22 protein-coding genes are annotated in these 20462 nt (G+C 61.7%); 12 read left to right on the plus strand and 10 right to left on the minus strand.

Annotation, left to right across the window (positions count from 1 at the left end; all coding sequences use genetic code 11):
- Positions 1-147: 147 nt before the first annotated feature.
- Positions 148-1245 carry an alkene reductase gene (locus tag DKY63_RS00105; RefSeq protein WP_110962210.1) on the plus strand — a complete coding sequence of 366 codons (1098 nt, stop codon included), beginning with the start codon at positions 148-150 and terminating at the stop codon, positions 1243-1245.
- 84 nt (positions 1246-1329) lie between these two features.
- On the opposite strand, the gene DKY63_RS00110 is transcribed toward DKY63_RS00105, so the two are convergent.
- A complete protein-coding gene (locus DKY63_RS00110) occupies positions 1330-1755 on the minus strand; it encodes an arsenate reductase ArsC (protein ID WP_110962211.1) in 426 nt (141 codons plus the stop codon).
- A gap of 249 nt (positions 1756-2004) precedes the next feature.
- On the opposite strand from DKY63_RS00110, the gene DKY63_RS00115 reads away from it, so the two are divergent.
- From DKY63_RS00115 to DKY63_RS00145, 7 genes are all read left to right on the plus strand, one after another.
- Positions 2005-2790 carry a CHAD domain-containing protein gene (locus tag DKY63_RS00115; protein ID WP_162634811.1) on the plus strand — a complete coding sequence of 262 codons (786 nt, stop codon included), beginning with the start codon at positions 2005-2007 and terminating at the stop codon, positions 2788-2790.
- 102 nt (positions 2791-2892) lie between these two features.
- Positions 2893-3069 carry a hypothetical protein gene (locus DKY63_RS00120; protein ID WP_162634813.1) on the plus strand — a complete coding sequence of 59 codons (177 nt, stop codon included), beginning with the start codon at positions 2893-2895 and terminating at the stop codon, positions 3067-3069.
- A gap of 160 nt (positions 3070-3229) precedes the next feature.
- The gene (locus DKY63_RS00125; protein WP_110962214.1) at positions 3230-3883 is read left to right on the plus strand and encodes a hydrolase; all 654 of its coding nucleotides are present in this window, start codon (positions 3230-3232) and stop codon (positions 3881-3883) included.
- A gap of 63 nt (positions 3884-3946) precedes the next feature.
- Entirely contained in the window at positions 3947-4378 is a 432-nt protein-coding gene (locus DKY63_RS00130; protein WP_110962215.1) for a DoxX family protein, read from the plus strand.
- 9 nt (positions 4379-4387) lie between these two features.
- Positions 4388-5983 carry an MFS transporter gene (locus DKY63_RS00135; RefSeq protein WP_110962216.1) on the plus strand — a complete coding sequence of 532 codons (1596 nt, stop codon included), beginning with the start codon at positions 4388-4390 and terminating at the stop codon, positions 5981-5983.
- A gap of 173 nt (positions 5984-6156) precedes the next feature.
- Entirely contained in the window at positions 6157-6909 is a 753-nt protein-coding gene (locus DKY63_RS00140) for an SDR family oxidoreductase (RefSeq protein ID WP_110962217.1), read from the plus strand.
- A 28-nt stretch (positions 6910-6937) separates the two neighbouring features.
- Positions 6938-7351, plus strand: coding sequence for a cupin domain-containing protein (locus tag DKY63_RS00145; RefSeq protein ID WP_110962218.1), 414 nt, complete (start codon positions 6938-6940; stop codon positions 7349-7351).
- A gap of 88 nt (positions 7352-7439) precedes the next feature.
- Here the strand turns inward: DKY63_RS00145 and DKY63_RS00150 are convergent, their stop codons facing one another.
- The 6 genes from DKY63_RS00150 to DKY63_RS00175 are packed head-to-tail and all read right to left on the minus strand — an operon-like array spanning position 7440 to position 14328.
- Entirely contained in the window at positions 7440-7829 is a 390-nt protein-coding gene (locus tag DKY63_RS00150) for a RidA family protein (RefSeq protein WP_110962219.1), read from the minus strand.
- Between the two features lie 29 nt (positions 7830-7858).
- Positions 7859-8551, minus strand: coding sequence for a DUF3726 domain-containing protein (locus DKY63_RS00155; protein WP_110962220.1), 693 nt, complete (start codon positions 8549-8551; stop codon positions 7859-7861).
- A 2-nt stretch (positions 8552-8553) separates the two neighbouring features.
- Positions 8554-10248, minus strand: coding sequence for a hypothetical protein (locus tag DKY63_RS00160; protein WP_110962221.1), 1695 nt, complete (start codon positions 10246-10248; stop codon positions 8554-8556).
- A 27-nt stretch (positions 10249-10275) separates the two neighbouring features.
- Entirely contained in the window at positions 10276-11826 is a 1551-nt protein-coding gene (locus tag DKY63_RS00165; RefSeq protein ID WP_110962222.1) for a BCCT family transporter, read from the minus strand.
- A 59-nt stretch (positions 11827-11885) separates the two neighbouring features.
- Positions 11886-12872: a dipeptidase gene (locus tag DKY63_RS00170; protein ID WP_110962223.1), complete on the minus strand. Its 987-nt coding sequence runs from the start codon at positions 12870-12872 to the stop codon at positions 11886-11888.
- Positions 12873-12885: 13 nt separating this feature from the next.
- Positions 12886-14328 (minus strand): aldehyde dehydrogenase family protein, encoded by a 1443-nt coding sequence (locus DKY63_RS00175; protein WP_110962224.1) that lies wholly within the window; start codon positions 14326-14328, stop codon positions 12886-12888.
- 93 nt (positions 14329-14421) lie between these two features.
- Between DKY63_RS00175 and DKY63_RS00180 the strand changes: the two genes are divergently transcribed.
- A complete protein-coding gene (locus DKY63_RS00180; RefSeq protein WP_110962225.1) occupies positions 14422-15321 on the plus strand; it encodes a LysR family transcriptional regulator in 900 nt (299 codons plus the stop codon).
- Between the two features lie 99 nt (positions 15322-15420).
- On the opposite strand, the gene DKY63_RS00185 is transcribed toward DKY63_RS00180, so the two are convergent.
- On the minus strand, positions 15421-15960 hold the full coding sequence (locus DKY63_RS00185) for a VOC family protein (protein ID WP_204354283.1): 540 nt from the start codon (positions 15958-15960) through the stop codon (positions 15421-15423).
- The gene (locus DKY63_RS00190) at positions 15920-16831 is read right to left on the minus strand and encodes a LysR family transcriptional regulator (RefSeq protein WP_110962226.1); all 912 of its coding nucleotides are present in this window, start codon (positions 16829-16831) and stop codon (positions 15920-15922) included. The genes DKY63_RS00185 and DKY63_RS00190 overlap by 41 nt, the downstream gene beginning before the upstream one ends.
- Positions 16832-16940: 109 nt before the next feature.
- Between DKY63_RS00190 and DKY63_RS00195 the strand changes: the two genes are divergently transcribed.
- A complete protein-coding gene (locus DKY63_RS00195; RefSeq protein WP_110962227.1) occupies positions 16941-18056 on the plus strand; it encodes an alkene reductase in 1116 nt (371 codons plus the stop codon).
- Positions 18044-18586, plus strand: coding sequence for an ester cyclase (locus tag DKY63_RS00200; protein WP_110962228.1), 543 nt, complete (start codon positions 18044-18046; stop codon positions 18584-18586). The genes DKY63_RS00195 and DKY63_RS00200 overlap by 13 nt, the downstream gene beginning before the upstream one ends.
- Before the next feature lie 117 nt (positions 18587-18703).
- Here the strand turns inward: DKY63_RS00200 and DKY63_RS00205 are convergent, their stop codons facing one another.
- A complete protein-coding gene (locus DKY63_RS00205) occupies positions 18704-19609 on the minus strand; it encodes an alkaline phosphatase family protein (RefSeq protein WP_110962229.1) in 906 nt (301 codons plus the stop codon).
- 222 nt (positions 19610-19831) lie between these two features.
- On the opposite strand from DKY63_RS00205, the gene DKY63_RS00210 reads away from it, so the two are divergent.
- The gene (locus DKY63_RS00210; RefSeq protein ID WP_110962230.1) at positions 19832-20458 is read left to right on the plus strand and encodes a LysE family translocator; all 627 of its coding nucleotides are present in this window, start codon (positions 19832-19834) and stop codon (positions 20456-20458) included.
- Positions 20459-20462 lie beyond the last annotated feature (4 nt).

The following is a 20462-nucleotide window of genomic DNA, read 5'->3' on the forward strand; positions in this document are numbered from 1 at the left end:
GCCCGTCGGCTGGCCCTTGAAGGGGTTATCCACTAAACCAGATGTGCAATCGGTTTTCTGTTGCCTCGGTCACTTGATGGGGTGCGTGCCCGGCGTACGTCGTGCGGGCCGCACAGTCCGTAAACCGAAAATCCGGAGTCAGAATTCATGTCCGATAATTCACGATCCGATCTTTTCTCACCGCTGTCGATTGGCGCCATTAAGGTCGCCAACCGCGTTGCCATGGCACCGCTGACGCGCTCCCGGGCGACGATGGAAGGCGTGCATTCCGAGCTTGCCGTCGAGTACTACCGGCAGCGGGCGAGCGCGGGCCTGATCATCTCGGAGGCCACCAACATCTCCCGGCAGGGCCGTGGTTATGCCTTTACACCGAGCATCTACACCCCGGAGCACGTGGCTGCCTGGCGGCGCGTCACCGATGCGGTGCATGAGGCGGGCGGCAAGATTGTCTGTCAGCTCTGGCACGTGGGCCGCATGTCTCATGTCAGCCTGCAGGAAAACGGCGCCGCGCCCGTGGCGCCTTCGGCGATTCAGGCCGGGGAGGTGGTGTTCCTCGAGTCGCAGACCCTGGACGCACCGTCGATGCCCCGCGCTCTGCAAACCGAGGAGATCCCGCTGATCCTGGAGGATTACAAACACGCCGCGCGCTGCGCCAAGGATGCCGGTTTCGATGGCGTCGAAGTGCACTCGGCCAACTGCTACCTGCTGGAGCAATTCATTCGCGACAGCACCAACCGGCGCACCGATCAGTACGGTGGTTCGGTGGAAAATCGCATCCGGTTTCCCCTGGAAGTGGTGCAGGCCGTCGCGCAGATCTGGGGCGCGGACCGCGTCGGTGTGAGGCTGTCACCGATCACTCGCGCGGTTGGCGATACGCCGCTGGACAGCAATCCGCAAGCGACTTATGGCTATTTCGCCCAGCAACTCGGGCGACTGGGGCTGGCCTATCTTCACTGTGTCGAAGGCCAGACCCAGGGCGAAAACGAGGCCAGCGGGTTTGACTTCAAGGCGCTGCATGCCACCTACGGTGGTCGCTATATCGCCAACAACAGTTACGACCGCCAGATGGCGCTTGAAGCGGTCGCCTCGGGCCACGCCGACATGGTGGCTTTCGGGCGTCCCTTCATCAGCAATCCGGATCTGGTTGAACGGCTGCGGCTCGATCGGCCGCTGGCGGAGCCGGATCGCAATACGTTCTATGGGGGAGGGGCGGCGGGGTATACCGATTATCCGTCGTCTTCCTGAAAAAGATCGCAGCCTTCGGCAGCTCCTACAGGGGAACGCGTATTCCTGTGGGAGCTGTCGAGTGCAACGAGGCTGCGATCTTTTTCATTCACCGGTCAATTGCCTCGTCTTCACGGTGACGAACATCTTGATGCGGTCGTGAATCTCCTGGAGTGCATGGCGGAAAGGCTCGTGTTTCTCACTGGTCGTCGGGTCTTCAAAACTCCACACGATCACTTCCCCTGAAGTCGGCATGCGCGAGGCCTCCCCGGAGGACTTGTCGCACAGCGTGATGACGTAGTGAAATTCCTCGCCCTCGAATTCATCGATCGACTTGCTGTGCAAGCCGCTGGTCTCGATACCGATGTGTTCGAGGGAGTCCAGGGTTCGAGGATCGACCTCGCCAGGTTCGAGGCCCGCACTGAATGCTTCGAAGTTTGATGAGTCGGTGTGGCGCAGCAGTGCTTCGGCCAGTAAAGAACGGACATCGTTTTTGGCGCAGACAAACAGGACCCGCATTTTGTCAGCCATTCCTTTCTCCCTTCCAACTTCTGAATTGTGATCCGAGAAAACGGCTTGTTCAGTTAAGCAGAGCGCATTGACCGGCCGATTTCATGCCGATGAATTTGACTGTTTCCAAATTTTTCAATGCCCGCATCGCTCGCTGTCCACGAGCCACGGCAGCAAGATGAATTTTTTATTGCAGTTTCCCTGCGCAAGCGGCTGCAACGAAAAGTGGCTCTGCTACGCTCTGCGAACCTACCCGCACGAGCGAGGACGATGATGTCTTTTGTCGACGATTTTGTGGCTCACATCATTTCCCTGGAAGTTTCCCTGTATCACTCACGCGCACGATTACAAGCCGGCACCGACAGTGAGGCCCTGCATGAACTGAGGATCGCGGTACGCAAAATACGCAGTTATTTACGTCCGCTGCGCAACATGCCCGAGGTCACCGCGTTGAATCAGTCTGCCAGCGAAGTCGGCAGGGTGACGACCCCAGCGAGGGATCTGGAGGTCATCATTGGTGAGCTGCGCAAAATGGGCTATCCGCGCCAGGCGACAACTCGAAGTGCAACCCTGACCAAACAGTATCGACAGATCGCCGCCAGCCCTTTGCTCGATAAGCTGTTTGTCGAACTGGATCGCTGGCCGGAAATGTTCCGGGCAGACGAGAGGGCCGGCGAGCTGGTTGATGTAAAACGACAGATCGAAAAAGCCCTGAAGAAAAGAATCACGCAATTGATCGCCGGACTTCGGGACAAGGATTTTGACCGCCACGAACTGCGGATCATCGTGAAAAACGCGAGATACCTTTCCGATGCCTTCCCCGAGCTATCACCGCTCAAGGCAATGACCAGAGCTCAACTGAAGTCAGTACAGGCGTCCCTTGGCTCTTGGCACGATCATCACCAATGGTGCCTGCGGGCCGAGTCCGAACCTGATCTGCAGGGCATCGCACCCTACTGGGAAGTCGCATCGCAACAGGCGCTGGCGGATGCGGAACTCAAGTTGGCGTCGCTGCTCAATCATCTGGAGAAAGATCTGGCGAAGTCCAAAAGCTGATATCAAATCGCCTCGAAAGGCTTGATGTAGAGCCTTTGATACATTTTGAATCATTTAAAAAATGAGATACCCTCCGCCGCCTCAACAGCAAAGGGTTTGCAGATGAAAATCACTATCGAAGCGGATGAGCAAGGAAAAGGGTGCAAGGTCTGGCTCGGCGAAACGGCAGTTTCGTTTCCCAATCAGGAGGACGCCAAGGCCTACATTGCCCAGCTTGAAGAGCGGATAGAGGCGGCCGCTCATACGTTTGCCCTGGATGCCGGAGGCACGGAGGTTTAACAAGCTTCTCGACAGATCCGTTCAATCGCCTGGCGAGCACGCGGTAAACGTGGATTCGCAGGCATTGAACCGGCGAAAGCGTTTTCCAGCACACCCATACAATCGGTCGCTTGTGCATGCCATGAGAATGAGCACTCCAAAACCTATCTGGAGAAGTGTCATGGCAACGGCAAAAGCAGCACCGGGCAAAGGCTTGTTGGATCCTTCCAACCACGCTCTGATCCTGATCGACTTCCAGTCGCAGATGTCCTTTGCAACGAAATCCATCGACGCCGTCACCCTTCGCAATAACGCTGCCCTGATCTCGAAAGCCGCCAGGGAATTTGGCGTGCCGGCGATTCTGACCACGGTCGCTGAAAAGAGCTTTTCAGGGCCGATGTTCGAGGAAATCACCTCGACTTTCCCCGGCCAGGAACTGATCGATCGCACCAGCATGAACACCTGGGAAGATGAGCGGATCGCTGTCGAGGTGAACCGGATCGGTCGAAACAGGATTGTGCTGGCGGGCCTGTGGACGTCGGTGTGCATCGTGGGGCCTGCGATTTCGGCGCTGGAGCAAGGGTTCGAGGTCTACATCATTTGTGATGCCTGTGGCGACGTTTCCGATGAGGCCCATGAACGCGCCATCACGCGTATGGTCCAGGCAGGCGCGCGCCCAATGACGTCACTGCAATACCTGCTGGAATTGCAGCGTGACTGGGCTCGCAGCGACACCTACAACGAGACGGTAAAGACCTCCATTGCCCACGGTGGCGCCTATGGCCTGGGTCTGATTTACGCCAAGACTATGTTCAACGCCTCCGAAGGTCACTGATCTGTCTGGCCCTGGTCCCGAAGGGGACCGGGGCACACGCGCGAGTCGAGCAATCGAGGGTTTATGTCTACGACGCAAATCGAGACGACAACGACCACTGTCGATGTCGCATTGTGCTGGTTGCGTATCACTGGGTGCCTGCTGTTGTTGTCGGTGCACGGGATACCCAAGCTGCTCCATTTCGATCACGAGCTGGGGGTGATCGAAGATCCCTTTGGCATGGGGAGCCTGTTGACGCTGTCGCTGGCGGTGTTCGCCGAAGTGCTGTGCCCGCTGTTCATCATCCTGGGCATCCTGACGCGCCTGGCGACCTTGCCCGTGCTGTTTCTGCTGGCGGTATCGGTGATCTGGGTGCACCCGGAATGGAGTTTGGCCGAAGGGCAATTCGCCTGGCTGCTGCTGATCGTCTTTTCGACGATTTTTATCGCAGGCTCCGGGCGGTTGGCCCTCGGTACGAGCCTGTCCCATCGCTGGCCGATCCTGCGTGAACTTTAGAGAGCAACGATGAGTACGATCAGCAAGGATCAGGCACCGCCGGCTTCGGCCTGGCAACCGTTGCGCCATGGGCTTTTTCGCAGCCTGTGGCTTGCCAGCATTGCATCGGGCATCGGGACATGGATGCATGAGGTCGGTGCCGGCTGGCTGATGACTTCCTTGTCAGCCAGTCCCTTCATGGTTGCGATGGTGCAGGTAGCCGGCGCCGCCCCGATGTTCTTGCTGGCACTGCCCGCGGGCGCGCTGGCCGATATCATCGACAAAAGAAACTATCTGCTGGTGGTGCAGGCGGCAATGGCGGTGGTTGCGCTGGTGCTGGCGCTGGTCACCTTCTCGGGAATGATGAGCGCGACGCTGTTACTGCTGCTCACGCTGGCGATGGGGGTTGGAACGGCGTTGACCATGCCGGCCTGGTCGGCGTTGACGCCGGAACTGGTACCGGCCAGCGATCTGCCCGCGGCGATATCGCTCAGCAGTGTCGGGGTGAACGTTGCCCGCGCACTCGGCCCGGCCATCGCCGGCATCATCATCAGCCTGGTGGGGGCATGGGCGACATTTGCCGTCAATGCCCTGTCGTTCCTCGGCGTCATTACGGTCCTGGTCTTCTGGCGTCGCACGCCACAGCAAACCGTGCTGCCGGCGGAGCGTTTGTTTGGCGCTATCCGGGTGGGTTGGCGTTATGCCCGAAGTTCGAGCGATTTGCAGAGGGTGCTGGTTCGCACCCTGGCGTTCTTCCTGGGCGCCAGTGCCGGCATGTCCTTGCTGCCGCTGATCGTGCGCAGCGAGCTGAAGGGGAGTGCCGAGCAATTCGGCATCCTGCTTGGATGCGTCGGGGTCGGGGCGGTCGCCGGAGCCATGTTCTTGCCTGCGATTCGGCGCCACATCGCCGTGAATGCGCTGGTGGCATTGGCCAGCCTGATTTACGCGGCGGTGTTGCTGGGCCTGGCGTGGATCCCGGACTTCCGCTGGCTGATCCCGGTGATGTTGATCAGCGGTGCGGCCTGGATTGCGGTGTTGTCCAGTCTTCAAGTGTCTGCGCAAACGTCGGTGCCTGCCTGGGTCAGGGCCCGGGCGCTGGCGGTCTACATTCTGGTGTTTTTCGGCACCATGGCCATCGGAGGGATGGTCTGGGGGCTGGTCGCCAGCTGGATGTCCATCTCCCTGTCGCTGAGTATCGCCGCCGCCGTGATGGTGCTGGGCGTGGGGCTGGGCACCTGGGTAAAACTGCCGGTGCTCGGCGCGCAAGACCTGGCGCCTTCACTGCATTGGCCTCAACCGCTGCTGGGACTCGATGTCGAGGGGGATCGCGGCCCGGTCATGGTGACGGTGGAGTATGAGATTGACGTGGCCAATGCTCAGGCCTTCAAGAAGGCGATGCAGGAGGTACGCAAGATGCGGAACCGCAACGGTTCCTTTTCCTGGCAATTGATGCAGGACACCGAAAATCCGCGCCTGTGGGTCGAGCTGTTTTTCGATGAGTCCTGGCACGACCATCTTCGCCATCACGGCAGGGTCACTCGTGCAGAACTGAAAATCGAATCAAATGCTCGGCGCTTTCAGGTGTCGGGGACGCCCGTGCGTATCAGGCACCTGCTCAAGGGGTGACGGGCGCATGGCGCATGACTGGCGGCCGCCACGGCCGCCAAGATCCGCACCAATGCTTCCTTGGACGTAAATCCAAGCTAAACCCAAGGCTGGCACAAGGACTTGCCTGGCCGACGCAGGCAATCTGCACCTGTACCGACGCAATCCTTGCCGTCGACAAGTGGAGAGAAGCCATGAAAATCGTCGTCATCGGAGGCTCCGGCCTCATCGGATCGAAACTGGTGGACACCCTCCGGGCGCGTGGCCATGACGCGCTGGCCGCCAGCCCCCGCACCGGCGTGAACAGCGTCACCCGTGAAGGCCTTGCCCAAGCGATGGACGGTGCCGATGTGGTTGTCGACGTGGCCAACGCGCCGTCGTGGGAAGACCAGGCCGTGCTCGATTTCTTCCAGACCTCGACCCGCAATCTGCTGGCCGCCGAAGCGGCTGCCGGGGTTCGCCATCACGTTGCCCTGTCGATTGTCGGCAGTGAACGGCTGCCCGACACCGGCTACTTCCGGGCCAAGGTGGCGCAGGAAGACCTGATCAAGGCCTCCGACGTGCCTTACACGCTGTTGCGTGCCACGCAGTTCTTCGAGTTTGTCGGCGGTATCGTCCAGTCGTTCGCCGTCGGCGAGCAGATTTGCGCCTCGCCAGCGCTGATCCAGCCGATCGCCTCCGACGATGTGGTGGCGGCGCTGGCCGATGTGGTGCTGGCAGCACCGGTCAACGGCACGGTCGAGGTCGCGGGGCCCGAAGCCTTGCCGATCGACGATCTGGCCAGGCGCTTTTTGCGGGCCACCGGGGACGCCCGCCAGGTTGTGCCGGACGTGAACGCACGCTATTTCGGCGCCGTGCTCGACGATCAATCGCTGACCGCCGGCAAGAACGCCCGCCTGGGCGCCATCCGCTTCGAAGACTGGCTCGCCCGTTCGGCGACCCGGTAATCACCCTCAACTACGAAGGAGCACTGTCATGGTCACTCGATTCGTTCTGGCCGCCGTCTTTGCGGCACTCTCGATCAGCGCCGCCTCCGCTGCCGAGCCACCCGCCGGCAAGGTCACGGTCGTCTTTGACCGTCCCATTCCCAACATCCCCGGCAAGAGCATGAAGGGCGTGGTCGTCGAATACGGGCCCGGCGCCGCGTCGCCGGCCCACACCCATCCGAAAACCGCGTTCATTTATGCGACGGTCCTGGAAGGCTCGTTTCGCATCAAGGTCAAAGGCCAGCCGGAAAAGATCTATACCGTCGGCGAAAACTTCGTCGAGGAGCCGGGTTCCGTGCATGAGGTCAGCGCCAACGCCAGCGACACCCAACCCGCGCGTCTGTTGGCCGTGTTCGTCCTCGACAGCGATGAAAAGACGCTGGTGACACCGATCAAGAAGTGAGCCGATCATGGGCTCATCGATGCAACGCGAGAGCCTCGGGCTCTCGCGCAGCGTTGCGGTCTCGACCACCTGACAGCACCGCTACTCGCTATCGGCAATCCTTCAACGGCATACACGCATACACCACCAGCTCCACCAACATCTCCTCCCGCGCCAGTCCCGCCACGACAATCGCCGCGCGGTTAGGGTAGGGCGCCGTGAAGTACTGCGCGTACACGGCATTGACGGTTGCCAGATAGCTGCGATCGGTGACGTAGATCATCACCTGCGTCACCGCCTCCAGCGAACTGCCCGCTGCCTCCAGGGTATGTCGCAGATTGTCCAGAGTCTGGCGGGCCTGGGCTTCGATGCCGCCGCTGACCACCTGGCCCTGGGCATCGATGGGGATTTGTGCGGTGTAGAGCGTGCCGTTGCCGACGACGGCCCATTCCAGCGGTGCCTTGGAGGCGAACAGGTCGGTTTTGATGGCGAATTTCATGGGTACATTCCTTAAGTGAACGGGGCGTGTCAGTCGGCGTCGCTGCCGCCACCCGCACCATGGCGGCGTGAGGCTTCGGTGCTTTCGACCAATACCTGTTCGGCCATTTGCCTGAGCCGTTGCCAGGTGTGCTCGCTGACGGTGAAACCCTGGGCAAGTACTGTGTACGAGGCGGTCGGTGACCGGGAAAATGCGGTCGGGCGACTGAAGTTGACGGTGACGCTCTGCTCGATCTCCTCGCCGTCGGGTCGCGCTTCGATGTGCAGATCGGGACGACTGTTGCCGGCATTGAAAGACGCGATGTGCACCTGACGGGCATCACCCCAGCGCGCCTGCGCATCCAACCCCAGCTCGGCGGCCCGGCACAGATAGCCGAGCAACAGCAGCCGGTTGTGACAGTGATGAATCTGCAACACCCCGTGCCCGCCACGCAGCGCCTTGCCCAGCGCCAGCTCTACAGCCGTCGCCGCGCAACGCAACACGCTCTGGCCCTTGGCATCGATCACCAGCAGGGCGCTGTCTTCGTAGCGCAAGGCAAACGGCTGGTCCGCTTCGCGCTGCAGATAGTCCAGGGCTTTATCCAGTGCACCCACGCCGTCCAGCCCTTGCAGTTGCAGCCAGCCGATCATGTCGGCGGCGTCCTCGCAATCGCCCATGGCAAAGCCCATGCCTTCGAAGGCCTTGCGGCACATCACCTGGATTTCGTTGAGGGATACACGCATGGTCACTGATCTCCGTCCGGCATGACCGCAAAGTTCCAGTCGTCGGCGAACGGCTGGCCAATCTCGCTTACCAGCGGTGCACCCTGGAACAGGGTGATGCGCACCCAGCGACTGGACTTGGGATCGAACTTGCCGGCGCCGAAAAACGCCAGTTTGCAGCGCAATAGATGGATAGGCAGCATGTCGCGGGCCAGCAGGTTGGCGCGGATCTCGCCATAGGCACACTGGGCCATGCCTTGCAGGCGGCGCGCCGTGCCCTTGAACGCCGGTTGGGCGATCAGGAAGTGCGCGGTCAACTCGCCGGGGTGCGCGCGCAGGTGCTCAAGCAGCGCGCCATGGCAGCGCTGGATATTGCGGGCGATGCCCAGTTGCATTTCCTTCTCGGCACCCGGTTCCTCGGCGCGCATGCCCAGGCGGGGTTCTTCTTTTTCAGCGGAGCGATACCAGAAAAAGTGCTCGGCCTCGGCATCGCTGAAATCGTAGGCCAGGGCCCAGTCGTAGTGGTTTTCGATCAACTCGCGCAGTTCGGTCAGGGGCATCTGCGCGTCCAGGCGCAAGCCCTCGGTGACGCCCATCTGCTCGGCCAGCGGTGTCACCTGTTCGGGGTACAACTCCAGCAGCAGGCTGACCAGCAGCTCCTGACAACCAACGCCTGCGTGCGATTCGCTCCAGGCCAGCAGGCGCGGCCAGAGGTCGTCGCTGGCCGGCTGGCCATTGAACCAGTCGGCGAGCGGGGTCAGTTCGGCCAGGGTTTGCAGGTCCTGCTCGTGTTGGCGCACGTCTTCGGTCAGGGTCTGTTGCAAGTGCAGCCGCGCCCGGTGCAGCAGCGAGTGCAAACGCTGCATCCGTGCTGGCTCAGCGGGTTGCGCGAGCACGCGGCCGAGGGCGGTTTCCCGGGCCAGCAGCCACTGATCGATCAACTGCGGATGATTGAGCAGGAAGGGCGCCATGCCCAATCCGGTGGCGTTGCCGACCCCCAGATAACGCTGCAATTCCACGTCGAGTTTCACCGCCCGTTGCGGATTGCGCGCCCGAGCCATGTGCTCGATCTGTTCGATGCTGAAATGCCGCAGCAGGTACACGGTGAACATCTGCGCGCTGAATGGCTGGTTGAAGTCCGCGTTGTCCTGCAGGCAACCGAAGTCGGCGATGCCGAACTTGCCGTTGCCGTAGACGGCGGTGGTGCGATACAGGTAACCGACATCGGCCAGTTGCCGTGGGTCTGGCTGGTTGCCTTCGACCAGGGCACCGAGGAAGCGCTCGAAATTGCGCAGGCTGCGGTTGGCGCGGGACAACACCAGGACTCGCGCGTCGAAGCGGCCGGCTTCCTGCAGCGGCACATTGCGCTGCAGGTCGGCCAGTTGCGCCTCATCGACATCACCGGCCACCAGCACGAAGCAAACGTCCCATTGATCGGCGATCACCCGGTCGCTGCGTTTCTCCGGCGGCAGGTAGGCCGAGAAGATCACGCAGTGGTAGTGCGCGTTCGGTGTGTCGATGCGATAGATAACGGTGCCGAAGCCTTCGCCATCCAGCTCGAATCGGCTGCGCTGGATCTGCCAGTTCTGGTTCATCATCCGGCGCATGCTGCTGCGCACGAAACTCAAGGGACTCTGGAAGTGACTGCCCAGCCGGTCCAGCTCCATGACCTGGCGGGCGGGGCGCAGCGCGGGCGCTGCAATCGCGGTGTCGGACATTGTTGTTATTCCTGGACGAATCATGATTCAGAGGCCTTGTTCGCGGGCCATGTGCCGGGCGATGCGCACGCTGTCCCAGAGTGCCGGCAGGATCACCAGCGACACCGGCACGGCGGTGATGACAATGAAGGACTGCAAGGCGGTCACGCCACCGGCGCCGATGGTGATCAGCACCACCGCTGCCAGGCCCATGCCGATGGCCCAGAAGCCGCACAGCCATTTCTTCGGCTTGTCGTTGCTGGACATCGCCAGTGCCACGGTGAAGGCCATGGCATCGCCGTTGGTGGCCACCGAGATGAAGCTCAGGAACAGGAACAGTCCACTGATCAGGCCACCCAGCGGCAGGTTCTGCGTGACGCCCAGCAGCAGGTCTTCAGGCTGGGTGCCATGGGCGGTGACGATCCCCGGTGTCTGCAACTCCAGGCCGATGCCGGTGCCGCCGACCACGGTGAACCAGAACATGGTCACCAGCGGGGCGATGATCGACAGGGTCATGATGATCTCGCGAATGGTGCGGCCCCGGGAGATGCGTGCGACGTACAGCGCGACCATCGGTGCATAGCCGATGAACCAGCCCCAGTAGAACACCGTCCACCAGTCCAGCCACTTGGGATCGGCGCGGAACATCGTCAGCGGGAGGAACTGCTCCACGTGCAGGGCGAAGGCCTGCGGGAAGCCGCTGAGGATGAACAGCGTCGGGCCGAACACCACCATGAACAGCGCTAGCCCCAGCATCAGCCAAACGTTGATCTCGCTGACGAAGCGGATGCCCTTGAGGCCGACCAGGCACGAGGTGGTGTACATCAGCGTCACCAACACGATGGTGACCGACTGAGTGACCAGGCCGTTGGGCACACCCCACACCGCATGCAGGGCGCTGCTGATCTGCAGGCCGAGAAAGCCGATCGGGCCGATGGTGCCGGCGACCACGGCAATGATCGAGGCGGCGTCGGCGAAGGTGCCGATCGGGCCATTCAATGCACGTTTGCCGAACAGCGGGTAGAGCAGGGTGCGCGGTGCCAGCGGCAGGCCTTTGTCGTAGTGCAAATGCATCAGCACGATGGCCAGCAGGCTGCCCAGTACCGCCCAGGCCAAAAAGCCCCAGTGCACGAAGGACTGCGCCAGTGCCGCGGTGGCCGCTGCTTCGGTATGCGGTTGCACGCCGGTGAAGAACGGTGGCGGGCTGGCGAAGTGCATCAGCGGTTCAGCGGCGGCCCAGAAGGCGCCGCCACCGGCGAGCAAGGCGCACATGATCACCGCGATCCAGTTGAAGGTGCTGGTGTCGGGACGCTGCTCGATGCCCCCCAGGCGCACGCGCCCGCATTTGGAGAAGCAGATGCCCAGGCTGACCACGAAGGTCGCCAGCATCAATACCTGCCAGTACAGGCCGAAGGCCTTGGTCGACCAGGCGAACAGGGTGTTGACCAGCGCTGACACGGCGTCGATGTTGACCAGCGCCGCAACCAGGAATGCGCCGAGGAAACCGCCACTGATCAGGAACAGTGGCCAGTCGATGTCTTTGGCGATCGGCAAGCTCATGGCCTGACCATCTGCTTCTAAGGTGCTTGGATTTTTCATGAAATCTCCGGAACCTGCGATTGTTTTTATTGTTGATGCTGTCCGTGCAGGGAAGGGCTTCAGGCCTGCGCCGTGGTGGCGGTTTCCAGCAGGCGCAGCCAGTTCAGTCCCATGATTTTGCGTACGTCGTCTTCGGCAAAGCCACGGGCACGCAGGCCCTTGGCGATGTTGGGGAAGTCACGGCTGTCGCGGAACCACTGCAGCGGATCGGGCCAGTCGGCGTTGTCCCTGGAGCCTTCGCCGTAGTCCTTCTCCTTGCTCCAGCGGCCGTTGCGCATCCACTCCAGAACCGACAGCGGTTGCGCCTGGCACAGGTCGGTGCCGATGCCGATGTGCTCGACGCCCATCAGGTCGGCGGTGCTGGCGATCATGTCGCAGAAGCTTTCCAGGCTGCAGGCCGAGGCGCCCTTGAGGTGGAAGGGGTAGGTGCTGAAGCCCAGCAGCCCGCCGGACTCGGCAATGCCGCGCAAGACCGCATCGGACTTGTTGCGCTTGGCCGCATGGAAGCTCGACGGGTTGGCGTGGGAAATGATCACCGGCCGGCTCGACAGCTCGATCGCCTCCAGGGTGCTGCGTTCGGCACTGTGGGACATGTCGATCAGCATGCCGACCCGGTTCATCTCGGCGATGACCTGGCGGCCGAAGCGACTGATGCCGTTGTCTTCACGCTCGTAGCAGCCACTGGCGAGCAGACTCTGGTTGTTGTAGGTCAGCTGCATGACGAACACCCCCAGTTGGCGGTAGATCTCCACCAGGTCGATGTCGTCCTCGATCGGCGAGCAGTTCTGGAAGCCGAAGAAGATGCCGACCCGGCCTTCCTCATGGGCCAGGCGTATGTCATTGGCCGAACGCACCGGGCGGATCAGCTCGGGCCAGGCTTCGAAACGGCGATTCCATTCGCCCAGGCGCGAGAGGGTTTCCCGGGCAGTTTCGTGGTAGGCGATGGTGGCGTGTACCGCGCTCAAGCCACCGGCCTGCATTTGCTGGAAAATTTCCGGGCTCCAGTTGGAGTACTGCAAGCCGTCGATCATCAGAAGGTCGTGCATGGCAGGCGCTCCATCAAGGCCGTACGTAGGTGGTCTTGACCACGGTGTAGAAATCACGAGCGTACTGCCCCTGTTCGCGTGGACCGAAGCTTGAGGCTTTGCGACCGCCGAAGGGTACGTGGTAGTCGGTGCCGGCGGTCGGCAGGTTGACCATCACGCAGCCGGTCTGGGCGCGGCGCTTGAACTCGCTGGCGTGGCGCAGCGACTGGGTGATGATCCCGGCGGTGAGGCCGTACGGGGTGTCGTTGAGGGTGGTCACGGCCTCTTCGAAATCAGCCACGCGAATCACGCAGGCGATCGGCCCGAACACTTCCTCGCGGTTGATGCGCATGTCGTTACGGCTGTCGATGAACAGCGCCGGGCGCATGAAGTAGCCGTCGGTGTCCAGTTGCAGGCGTTCACCACCTTCGACCAGCGTGGCACCCTCGGCCTGGGCCAGGCGCAGGTATTCCAGGTTCTGCTCCAGTTGCCGCGCCTCGGCCACCGGGCCGATGTGCACGCCAGCTTCCAGGGCATGACCAACCTTGAGCTGGCGCATGCGCAGGCGCAGCGCCTCGACGAAACGATCATGAATGCCGTCGCAGACGATCAGCCGCGAGGACGCCGTGCATTTCTGCCCGGTACCGAAGAACGCGCCGTTGAGGGCGCATTCCACGGCCACGTCGAGGTCGGCGTCGTCCATCACCACCAGGGCGTTCTTGCTGCCCATCTCCAGTTGGCAGCGCACCAGATTGCCGGCGGTGGCGACGGCGACGCGTTTGCCGGTGGCCAGGGAGCCGGTGAAGGTCAGGGCATCGATATCGGCCGACTGGATCAGGGTTTCGCCGACGCTGGCGCCGCTGCCCATCAACAGGTTGAAGGTGCCGTGGGGCAGGGCCTGGCGGCTGATGATTTCGGTCAGCGCCCAGGCACTGGCCGGCACCAGGTTGGCCGGCTTGAACACCACGGCATTGCCGAAGGCCAGCGCCGGGGCAATCTTCCAGGCCGCCGTGGCCATGGGGAAGTTCCAGGGGGTGATGATGCCCACCACGCCCACCGGCTCGCGATGGACTTGGATGTCGATACCGGGGCGCACCGAGTCGGCGGTCTCGCCCATCTGGCGCAGCACTTCGGCGGCGTAGTAATGGAAGAACTGGCCGCTGCGGTTGACCTCGCCAATACCTTCGGCCAATGGCTTGCCTTCTTCGCGAGAGAGCAACTCGCCGAGTTCTTCCTTGCGGGCGATCAGCTCGTCGCCGATGGCCATCAGCACCTGCTGGCGTGCTTCCAGGCCAGTGGCCGCCCATTTCGGTTGCGCGGTGCGGGCGGCCTGGATGGCCAGGCGGGTTTGTTCGGCGCTGGCCTGATGGTATTCGCCGATCAGGTCGCGGGTGTCCGAGGGACTGTGGTTGGCCTGCGTTGCGTGGCCTTCGCACCACTGTCCATCGATGTAGTTTTTGTAGGGAGTGAGTGACATTGAGAAGCCTCCGTTTGCCTGGCTCTCATCTTGCGAGCAATATGGCGCAAATAAAAATTAATAAAAAAAATGATCTGATAAGGATTACTAACCATGTTGCCCGAGCTGAAAATCGCCCAGTTGCGCTACTTCCTGTTGGTGGCCGAGCTCAAGAGCTTCCACGCCGCCGCACGCCAGGCCTATCGCACGCAACCGGCGATTTCGCTGGCAGTGCGCGAGCTGGAGCAGAAGCTCGGTCAGGCGTTGATCGAGAAGGGCGGCGGGCGGGTCGAGCTGACACCCTTCGGCGAGCATTGCCTGCCGTTGTTCCGAGGCCTGATCGACCACCACGACCGCATTGCCCGTGAGGTCATGCTGCTGGCCCGGCATGAGATCGGTCAGGTCAGCATCGCCACCGTGCCCTCGGTGGCCAGCCGGCTATTGCCCGGACCTTTGGCGCGCTTCGTCGCCGAACACCCGAATGTGCAGATCAGCATCCAGGACGGCACCGCCGACAGCGTCCAGCAGTTGCTGGCCCAGGGGCAGGTGGATTTCGGCATCAGTAGCATGTGGATGGCAGACGAGCAGCTGGAGTTCGCGCCGATGCTCAACGATCAGGTGGGCGTGGTGTGCCGGGCCGACCACCCCTTGTTGCAGGCCGCTGGCGAGTTGCACTGGTCACACCTGCAAGGCCTGCCGATGATCCGCAACGGCACTTCGCGGTTGCTGGAAGGCACCGAAGCCGAAGGCCTGCTGGAGCACAGCCGACTGTCCATCTCCAACATGATCTCGCTGATTGCCATGCTGGAGGAGGGCGTGGGCATCAGCACCTTGCCTTACCTGGCGTTTCCGCAGGAGAACGAAAAACTCGCCTTCCTGCCGCTGGCCGAGCCGAAGGTGGAGCGGCAGATCGGCATGCTCACCCGCAAGGGGCACAGCCTGTCGCCGGCGGCGGGGGCGTTGATGATGTTTTTGAAGGAGTGTGTGGTGTCTTCGGGGGAGAGGTTGCCGTAGTGGGGGGCCTGATTGACCTCGGCGGCCTCTGTACAGCTGGGTGAGCTGGGGCGCTGATGCCCCTCGGCGTTTTCAAGTCCATCGCGAGCGAGCCCGCTTCTACAGTTTCAGTGCTGTTGCGATGATTTCCACGGTAACGCCTGGGGCCAGTGATACCCAGAGCTGAAAGTCGCTGCCGTCGTGCGGCGCATTGATCTGGTAGTCGAGGCCTCGAGCTTTCAGGCGATCGAGCACGGCGTTCCACTCGTCGAGATCAGCGACGCGTAAGGCTATGTGGTCGATGCGCGGCGACACTTTGCCAGCAGGCAATCCAGCTGTGGCCTGGGACAGGTGAATCAGCGGTCGGCCCTGACTATAAAGCCAGGCGCCCGGCACCCGAAAACCCGGGCGAGGCCCTATTGTGAACCCCAGCACCTCGGTGAAGAAACCAAGGGTTTTGTCGAGATCCGCGACGACGATGTTGGCGTGATCCAGATGCATGAGAATGCCCTGCGGTACCAATGAAGTGATGCCATTGTGCAAACTATCCATGGATTTGAAAATTTGGCTGACAGTTGATGGATTATCAAAAGTTTTGGAAATATCTACTCCATGCCCTTCAGATAGCCATCTCCCGCGAAGCCTGTTCGAAGCGTTCACACAAAAAATCCAGCAATGCCCGAACCCTTGGCGCCAGGTAGCGGCTGCGGGGGTAGAGCGCGTGCACGGGGGCCTCGACCGACTGCCACTCGGGCAGCACCAGACTCAAACGTCCCGCCGCCAGGTCGGCGTTCACGTCCCAGATCGACTTGAGGACAATGCCGTGGCCATCGATCGCCCATTGGCGAGCCAGCGCGCCGTCATTGGTTTCACGCGCCGCCTCCAGCGGCACCTTGAACAGCATCGTCTCCTCCCCACGGTACAAGCGCCAGTCGCTGGACCAGCCTGACTGGCCGGCGACAATGTGATCGAACTCGCCCAACTGGTGCGGATGACCAGGCGCACCCTTGCGTTGCAGATAGCTCGGCGCGGCGCACAGTACACGCCGATTGGCGGCCAGTGGCCGTGCAATCAACGAGCTGTCCGGCAGCACGCCGAAGCGGATCACCAGGTCGACGTCGTCGGCGATCAGGTGCGACAGCGAGTCGGACAGCAGCAGCGCCGGCACCACCTGGGGATAGCGGGCCGTGAACTCATCCAGCCAGGGGTTCAACACATGCCGGCCGAAATCCGACGTTGCAGAGACCCGGATCTTGCCGCGAATTTCCTTTTTCTCCGCCGACAGCGCCGCTCGTGCATCGTCCAGCGCCTGCAACGCCTGACGGCAATGTTGCAGATAAAGCCGCCCCTCGTCGGTCAGTCTCAGCTGGCGGGTTGTGCGCTCGAACAGTCGAGTGGCGAGCGACGCTTCTAGCTTGAGCAGGCGCGCGCTGGCGGCGGCAGGGGACAGCCCCAACTTGCGTCCCGCAGCCGACAGCCCACCCAGTTGAGCCGCTTCGACAAACAGGCGGATGGCTTCCAGGTTATCCATCATTCTTCCAATTTTTTTGATAATCCATCAAAGACTAGCCCAATTATCAAATCAGACCCCCGATTGCAGACTGAGCCCATCCACTCTCAACGGCCCAGGAACTGACACCATGACCACTTTATTTACCCCCATCGACTTCGCAGGCCTCAATGCCCCTCACCGGGTCGTGATGGCGCCCATGACCCGAGCGCGCAGCAGCCAGCCCGGCGACATCCCCAACAGCCTCAACGCGCAGTACTACGCGCAACGTGCATCGGCGGCATTGATCGTGACGGAGGCGGCGCAGATTTCTCCACAGGGCAAGGGCTATTCCTTCACCCCCGGCATCCACACTGAAGCGCAAGTACAAGGCTGGCAGGGCGTGACCCAGGCGGTGCATGCCGAGGGCGGTCGTATTTTCCTGCAACTGTGGCACGTCGGGCGCTTGTCCCATCCGGACTTCCATGAGGGCGAACTGCCGGTGGCGCCGTCTGCCGAACCCTTTGAAGGGCAAATCTGGAAAGTCGACCCTGTCACCGGTCAGGGTGGCATGTTCGATTCCCCGACGCCCCGGGCACTGACCCGCACCGAGATTGCGCAGATCGTCGACGACTTCCGCCAGGCCGCACGCCGGGCGATACGTGCCGGTTTCGATGGCGTGGAGATCCACGGCGCCAACGGTTATCTGGTGGATCAGTTCCTGCGCACCACGTCCAATACGCGGACCGACGAATACGGCGGTTCGCGCAGCAACCGTCTGCGGTTTCTCAAGGAAGTGGTCGACGCGGTCAGCGATGAAGTCGGTTCCGAGCGCACGGCCATCCGTCTGGCTCCATTCCTGACCGCCCGTGGCATGGCCTGCCCGGACATCCTGCCGACCATACTCGAGGCCGCCGAATACCTGCAGGCCAAGGGCATCGGCTACCTGCACCTGGTCGAAGCGGACTGGGACGATGCACCGGTGTTCACCGAGTCGTTCCGCCAGGCGATTCGTCAACGCTTCACTCGCCCGATCATCGTCGCCGGCAACTACGACCGGGCACGCGCCGAGTGGGTGATCGGCAAGGGCTATGCAGACCTCGTGGCGTTCGGCAGACCGTTCGTGGCCAACCCCGATTTGCCGCTGCGACTGGCGCAAGACCTGCCGCTGGCCGCCCTTGATCCCGCCACGTTGTTCGGCGGCACGGCCCAGGGCTACAGCGATTACCCAGCCATCACCACCGGAGAAAGCCAATGCGCAGTTTGATCACTGGCCTGCTGGCCGCCGCTGTCACTGTCACGGTCCTTGGCCAGAACGCCGTTGCCGCCGACCCGGTGCTGGTCACCCCCAAAGTGCTGATTGCCGATCCAGGCGCCAAGCCTGAACAGGTCCAGGCGCAGACCCTCGCGGCACGGCGATACGCAACATTCTGGTCCACCGGCAACCCCGATCTGGCCCGCGAAGCACTGGCGCCCGACTTCATGGACCGCGCCTTGCCCCCGGGCCGAGCCCAAGGCATCGCCGGCCCGCTGGCGGCGTCCAAGGCCTTCCATGCGGCCGTGCCCGACTTGAATTGCGAGGTTCAGCAGATGATCGTCAGTGGCGATCGGGTGGTGTCGCACCTGCGCTTCACGGGGCACTTTAGCGGCACGTTCAACGGTGTGAAAGGGAAGGGGCAAGCGGTCAATTTCATTGCCACCGACATCTACCGCATTGCTGATGGCCGGATTGCGGAGAACTGGCATTTGGAAGATAACCTGACGTTCTTGCAGCAGATTGGGACTGTTGCTCTCTGAGAGAGGGGGCTGCATCTGGTTGTTTGCTGGTCGTCGTGAGGGGCAGCCCTTGAGATGAAAGTTTGGCCAGCCGTCTCAGGTTCCAGCACGGGCCACCGCACGGAGGCAGTCCAGCCTTCACTGCAAGAAGTCCAGCGAGGCCTGACCGATATCAACCGATTTGCTGATGTTCACCGCCGGATACCCGGGCGGCGATATGACCAGCAGCGGCGTCCAGCGCTCGACTTCTGAATAGCCGCCGTGCTTGTTGCCGACACCACCGTGATCGCTGGTGAAAATGACCAGACGCTCAGGCGTAGCACCCGAGGCGGAAGGTGACGTAAAGGCCTTCTCCCACAGACGACTGATGCGGGCGTCGGTTGCTCGCACGGCGGCGGCGTAGCCCGGGTCTGACGGGTCGAAAGCACTTTTATGGCCCGCTTCGTCTACAGCGTCGAGATGAATGAAGGCCAGGTCGGGTTGGCAGGTTCGCCAGGTGGTCAATACTTCTTGCTCGACCGCGGCATCGTCCTTACGCAAATACGCCGCATGGTGTATTGGCGGCAAGGTCCGCAGACGCCCCTCGATCAAGTCGTACAGCGTTGCCCAGGACGTAATGAGAAGGCTGCGACTGTCGGCTTTTCGGGCTTGCAAGCGCTCGAACACGGTCGGGCTTTTGACCGGTCCTGCGCTGTTGTTATCAACAATCCCGTGGGCACTTACCCAACTGGAGGTGAGCACACTGGTCCATCCGGGTGCGGATAAAGTCTGTTGCGTGCGTCCGTTGCTGACATCGATTTTCCCCCAGGCCAAGCCCTTGGACTCTGCCAGTTGGTACAAAAAAGGGGTAAGTGTCGGGCTGACCGCGTCGGCTCGCAGGCCGTCAATCCCGATGATGATCGCCTGCCGGGCGGGCACTTGCGCAGCGGCGTTGCACTGTCCGGTCTCGTCGCTGCGTTGGCAGCCGATCAGGGTTATTGCACACGCTGCCATCAGCAACTTGAGGGCCGAGCCCAGCGTGAAGTGACGGGTATTGGAGGTCATTGCTAAAACCGTCTCATGAATTAGAAGCTGCGCGAATTAAATGATCGTCAATCCCTTGGCTTATCCCTGAATCACATGCAAACAGTCGGTTGCCAGCTACGTCCGTCGGACATGGATGGGGGAATAACCAGATCTGCATTCCGAGGGATGAGTAAAGTCAGATTGCTTTCAACGTATGGATAAGGATAACTGGAACCCTGTCCTGACTTAAGGTAACTGGCGATGTTTGATCTCGCATCAATCGTGACTTACGTAGCAGTGGTCATCGGTCTTTTCTTAATCCCGGGGCCGGCCGTGCTGCTGGTCATCACACGAACCCTTCAGGGTGGTCGTAAAGTCGGCATTGCTACCGGGCTGGGCATTGCCGCAGGTGACCTGATCCACACCTTGAGCGCCGCGCTGGGCCTGTCGGCCATTCTTATGACCTCGGCGCTCGCGTTTGACGTCGTCAAGACGGTGGGGGCTTGTTATCTGATTTATCTGGGCGTGCGGGCATTCTTTGCTCAATCCGGCAGCAATACGCGAACCCCATTGGCCGAGGTGACATTGCCCCAGGCGTTTATCCAAGCGGTCGGCGCAGAGGTACTGAACCCGAAAACCGCGTTGTTTTTCCTGGCATTCCTGCCTCAATTCATTCACCCGGAATCCGGCTCTTCCTTGAGTCAATTCGTGGTGCTCGGGTTGATTTTCTCGGGGCTGAGCGCGGCCTATACCAGCGTCCTGTCCATCACCATTCGGCCGTTGAGCCGGTGTCTCAAGGGCCTTTCGGGATTACGACGCTGGGAAGGAAAAATAATCGGAACCTTGTTTGTTTCGCTTGGGTTGAAAGTCGCTTTTCAGCAGCGATGAGACG

This window comes from Pseudomonas putida (assembly GCF_003228315.1).
Taxonomy (GTDB): Bacteria; Pseudomonadota; Gammaproteobacteria; order Pseudomonadales; family Pseudomonadaceae; genus Aquipseudomonas; species Aquipseudomonas putida_S.

Bases quoted from the DNA above. Each gene is read 5' to 3' on its own strand.
- DKY63_RS00105 (WP_110962210.1), top strand. From the start codon at position 148: ATGTCCGATAATTCACGATCCGATCTTTTCTCACCGCTGTCGATTGGC.
- DKY63_RS00110 (WP_110962211.1), bottom strand. From the start codon at position 1,755: ATGGCTGACAAAATGCGGGTCCTGTTTGTCTGCGCCAAAAACGATGTC.
- DKY63_RS00115 (WP_162634811.1), top strand. From the start codon at position 2,005: ATGATGTCTTTTGTCGACGATTTTGTGGCTCACATCATTTCCCTGGAA.
- DKY63_RS00120 (WP_162634813.1), top strand. From the start codon at position 2,893: ATGAAAATCACTATCGAAGCGGATGAGCAAGGAAAAGGGTGCAAGGTC.
- DKY63_RS00125 (WP_110962214.1), top strand. From the start codon at position 3,230: ATGGCAACGGCAAAAGCAGCACCGGGCAAAGGCTTGTTGGATCCTTCC.
- DKY63_RS00130 (WP_110962215.1), top strand. From the start codon at position 3,947: ATGTCTACGACGCAAATCGAGACGACAACGACCACTGTCGATGTCGCA.
- DKY63_RS00135 (WP_110962216.1), top strand. From the start codon at position 4,388: ATGAGTACGATCAGCAAGGATCAGGCACCGCCGGCTTCGGCCTGGCAA.
- DKY63_RS00140 (WP_110962217.1), top strand. From the start codon at position 6,157: ATGAAAATCGTCGTCATCGGAGGCTCCGGCCTCATCGGATCGAAACTG.
- DKY63_RS00145 (WP_110962218.1), top strand. From the start codon at position 6,938: ATGGTCACTCGATTCGTTCTGGCCGCCGTCTTTGCGGCACTCTCGATC.
- DKY63_RS00150 (WP_110962219.1), bottom strand. From the start codon at position 7,829: ATGAAATTCGCCATCAAAACCGACCTGTTCGCCTCCAAGGCACCGCTG.
- DKY63_RS00155 (WP_110962220.1), bottom strand. From the start codon at position 8,551: ATGCGTGTATCCCTCAACGAAATCCAGGTGATGTGCCGCAAGGCCTTC.
- DKY63_RS00160 (WP_110962221.1), bottom strand. From the start codon at position 10,248: ATGTCCGACACCGCGATTGCAGCGCCCGCGCTGCGCCCCGCCCGCCAG.
- DKY63_RS00165 (WP_110962222.1), bottom strand. From the start codon at position 11,826: ATGAAAAATCCAAGCACCTTAGAAGCAGATGGTCAGGCCATGAGCTTG.
- DKY63_RS00170 (WP_110962223.1), bottom strand. From the start codon at position 12,872: ATGCACGACCTTCTGATGATCGACGGCTTGCAGTACTCCAACTGGAGC.
- DKY63_RS00175 (WP_110962224.1), bottom strand. From the start codon at position 14,328: ATGTCACTCACTCCCTACAAAAACTACATCGATGGACAGTGGTGCGAA.
- DKY63_RS00180 (WP_110962225.1), top strand. From the start codon at position 14,422: ATGTTGCCCGAGCTGAAAATCGCCCAGTTGCGCTACTTCCTGTTGGTG.
- DKY63_RS00190 (WP_110962226.1), bottom strand. From the start codon at position 16,831: ATGGATAACCTGGAAGCCATCCGCCTGTTTGTCGAAGCGGCTCAACTG.
- DKY63_RS00195 (WP_110962227.1), top strand. From the start codon at position 16,941: ATGACCACTTTATTTACCCCCATCGACTTCGCAGGCCTCAATGCCCCT.
- DKY63_RS00200 (WP_110962228.1), top strand. From the start codon at position 18,044: ATGCGCAGTTTGATCACTGGCCTGCTGGCCGCCGCTGTCACTGTCACG.
- DKY63_RS00205 (WP_110962229.1), bottom strand. From the start codon at position 19,609: ATGACCTCCAATACCCGTCACTTCACGCTGGGCTCGGCCCTCAAGTTG.
- DKY63_RS00210 (WP_110962230.1), top strand. From the start codon at position 19,832: ATGTTTGATCTCGCATCAATCGTGACTTACGTAGCAGTGGTCATCGGT.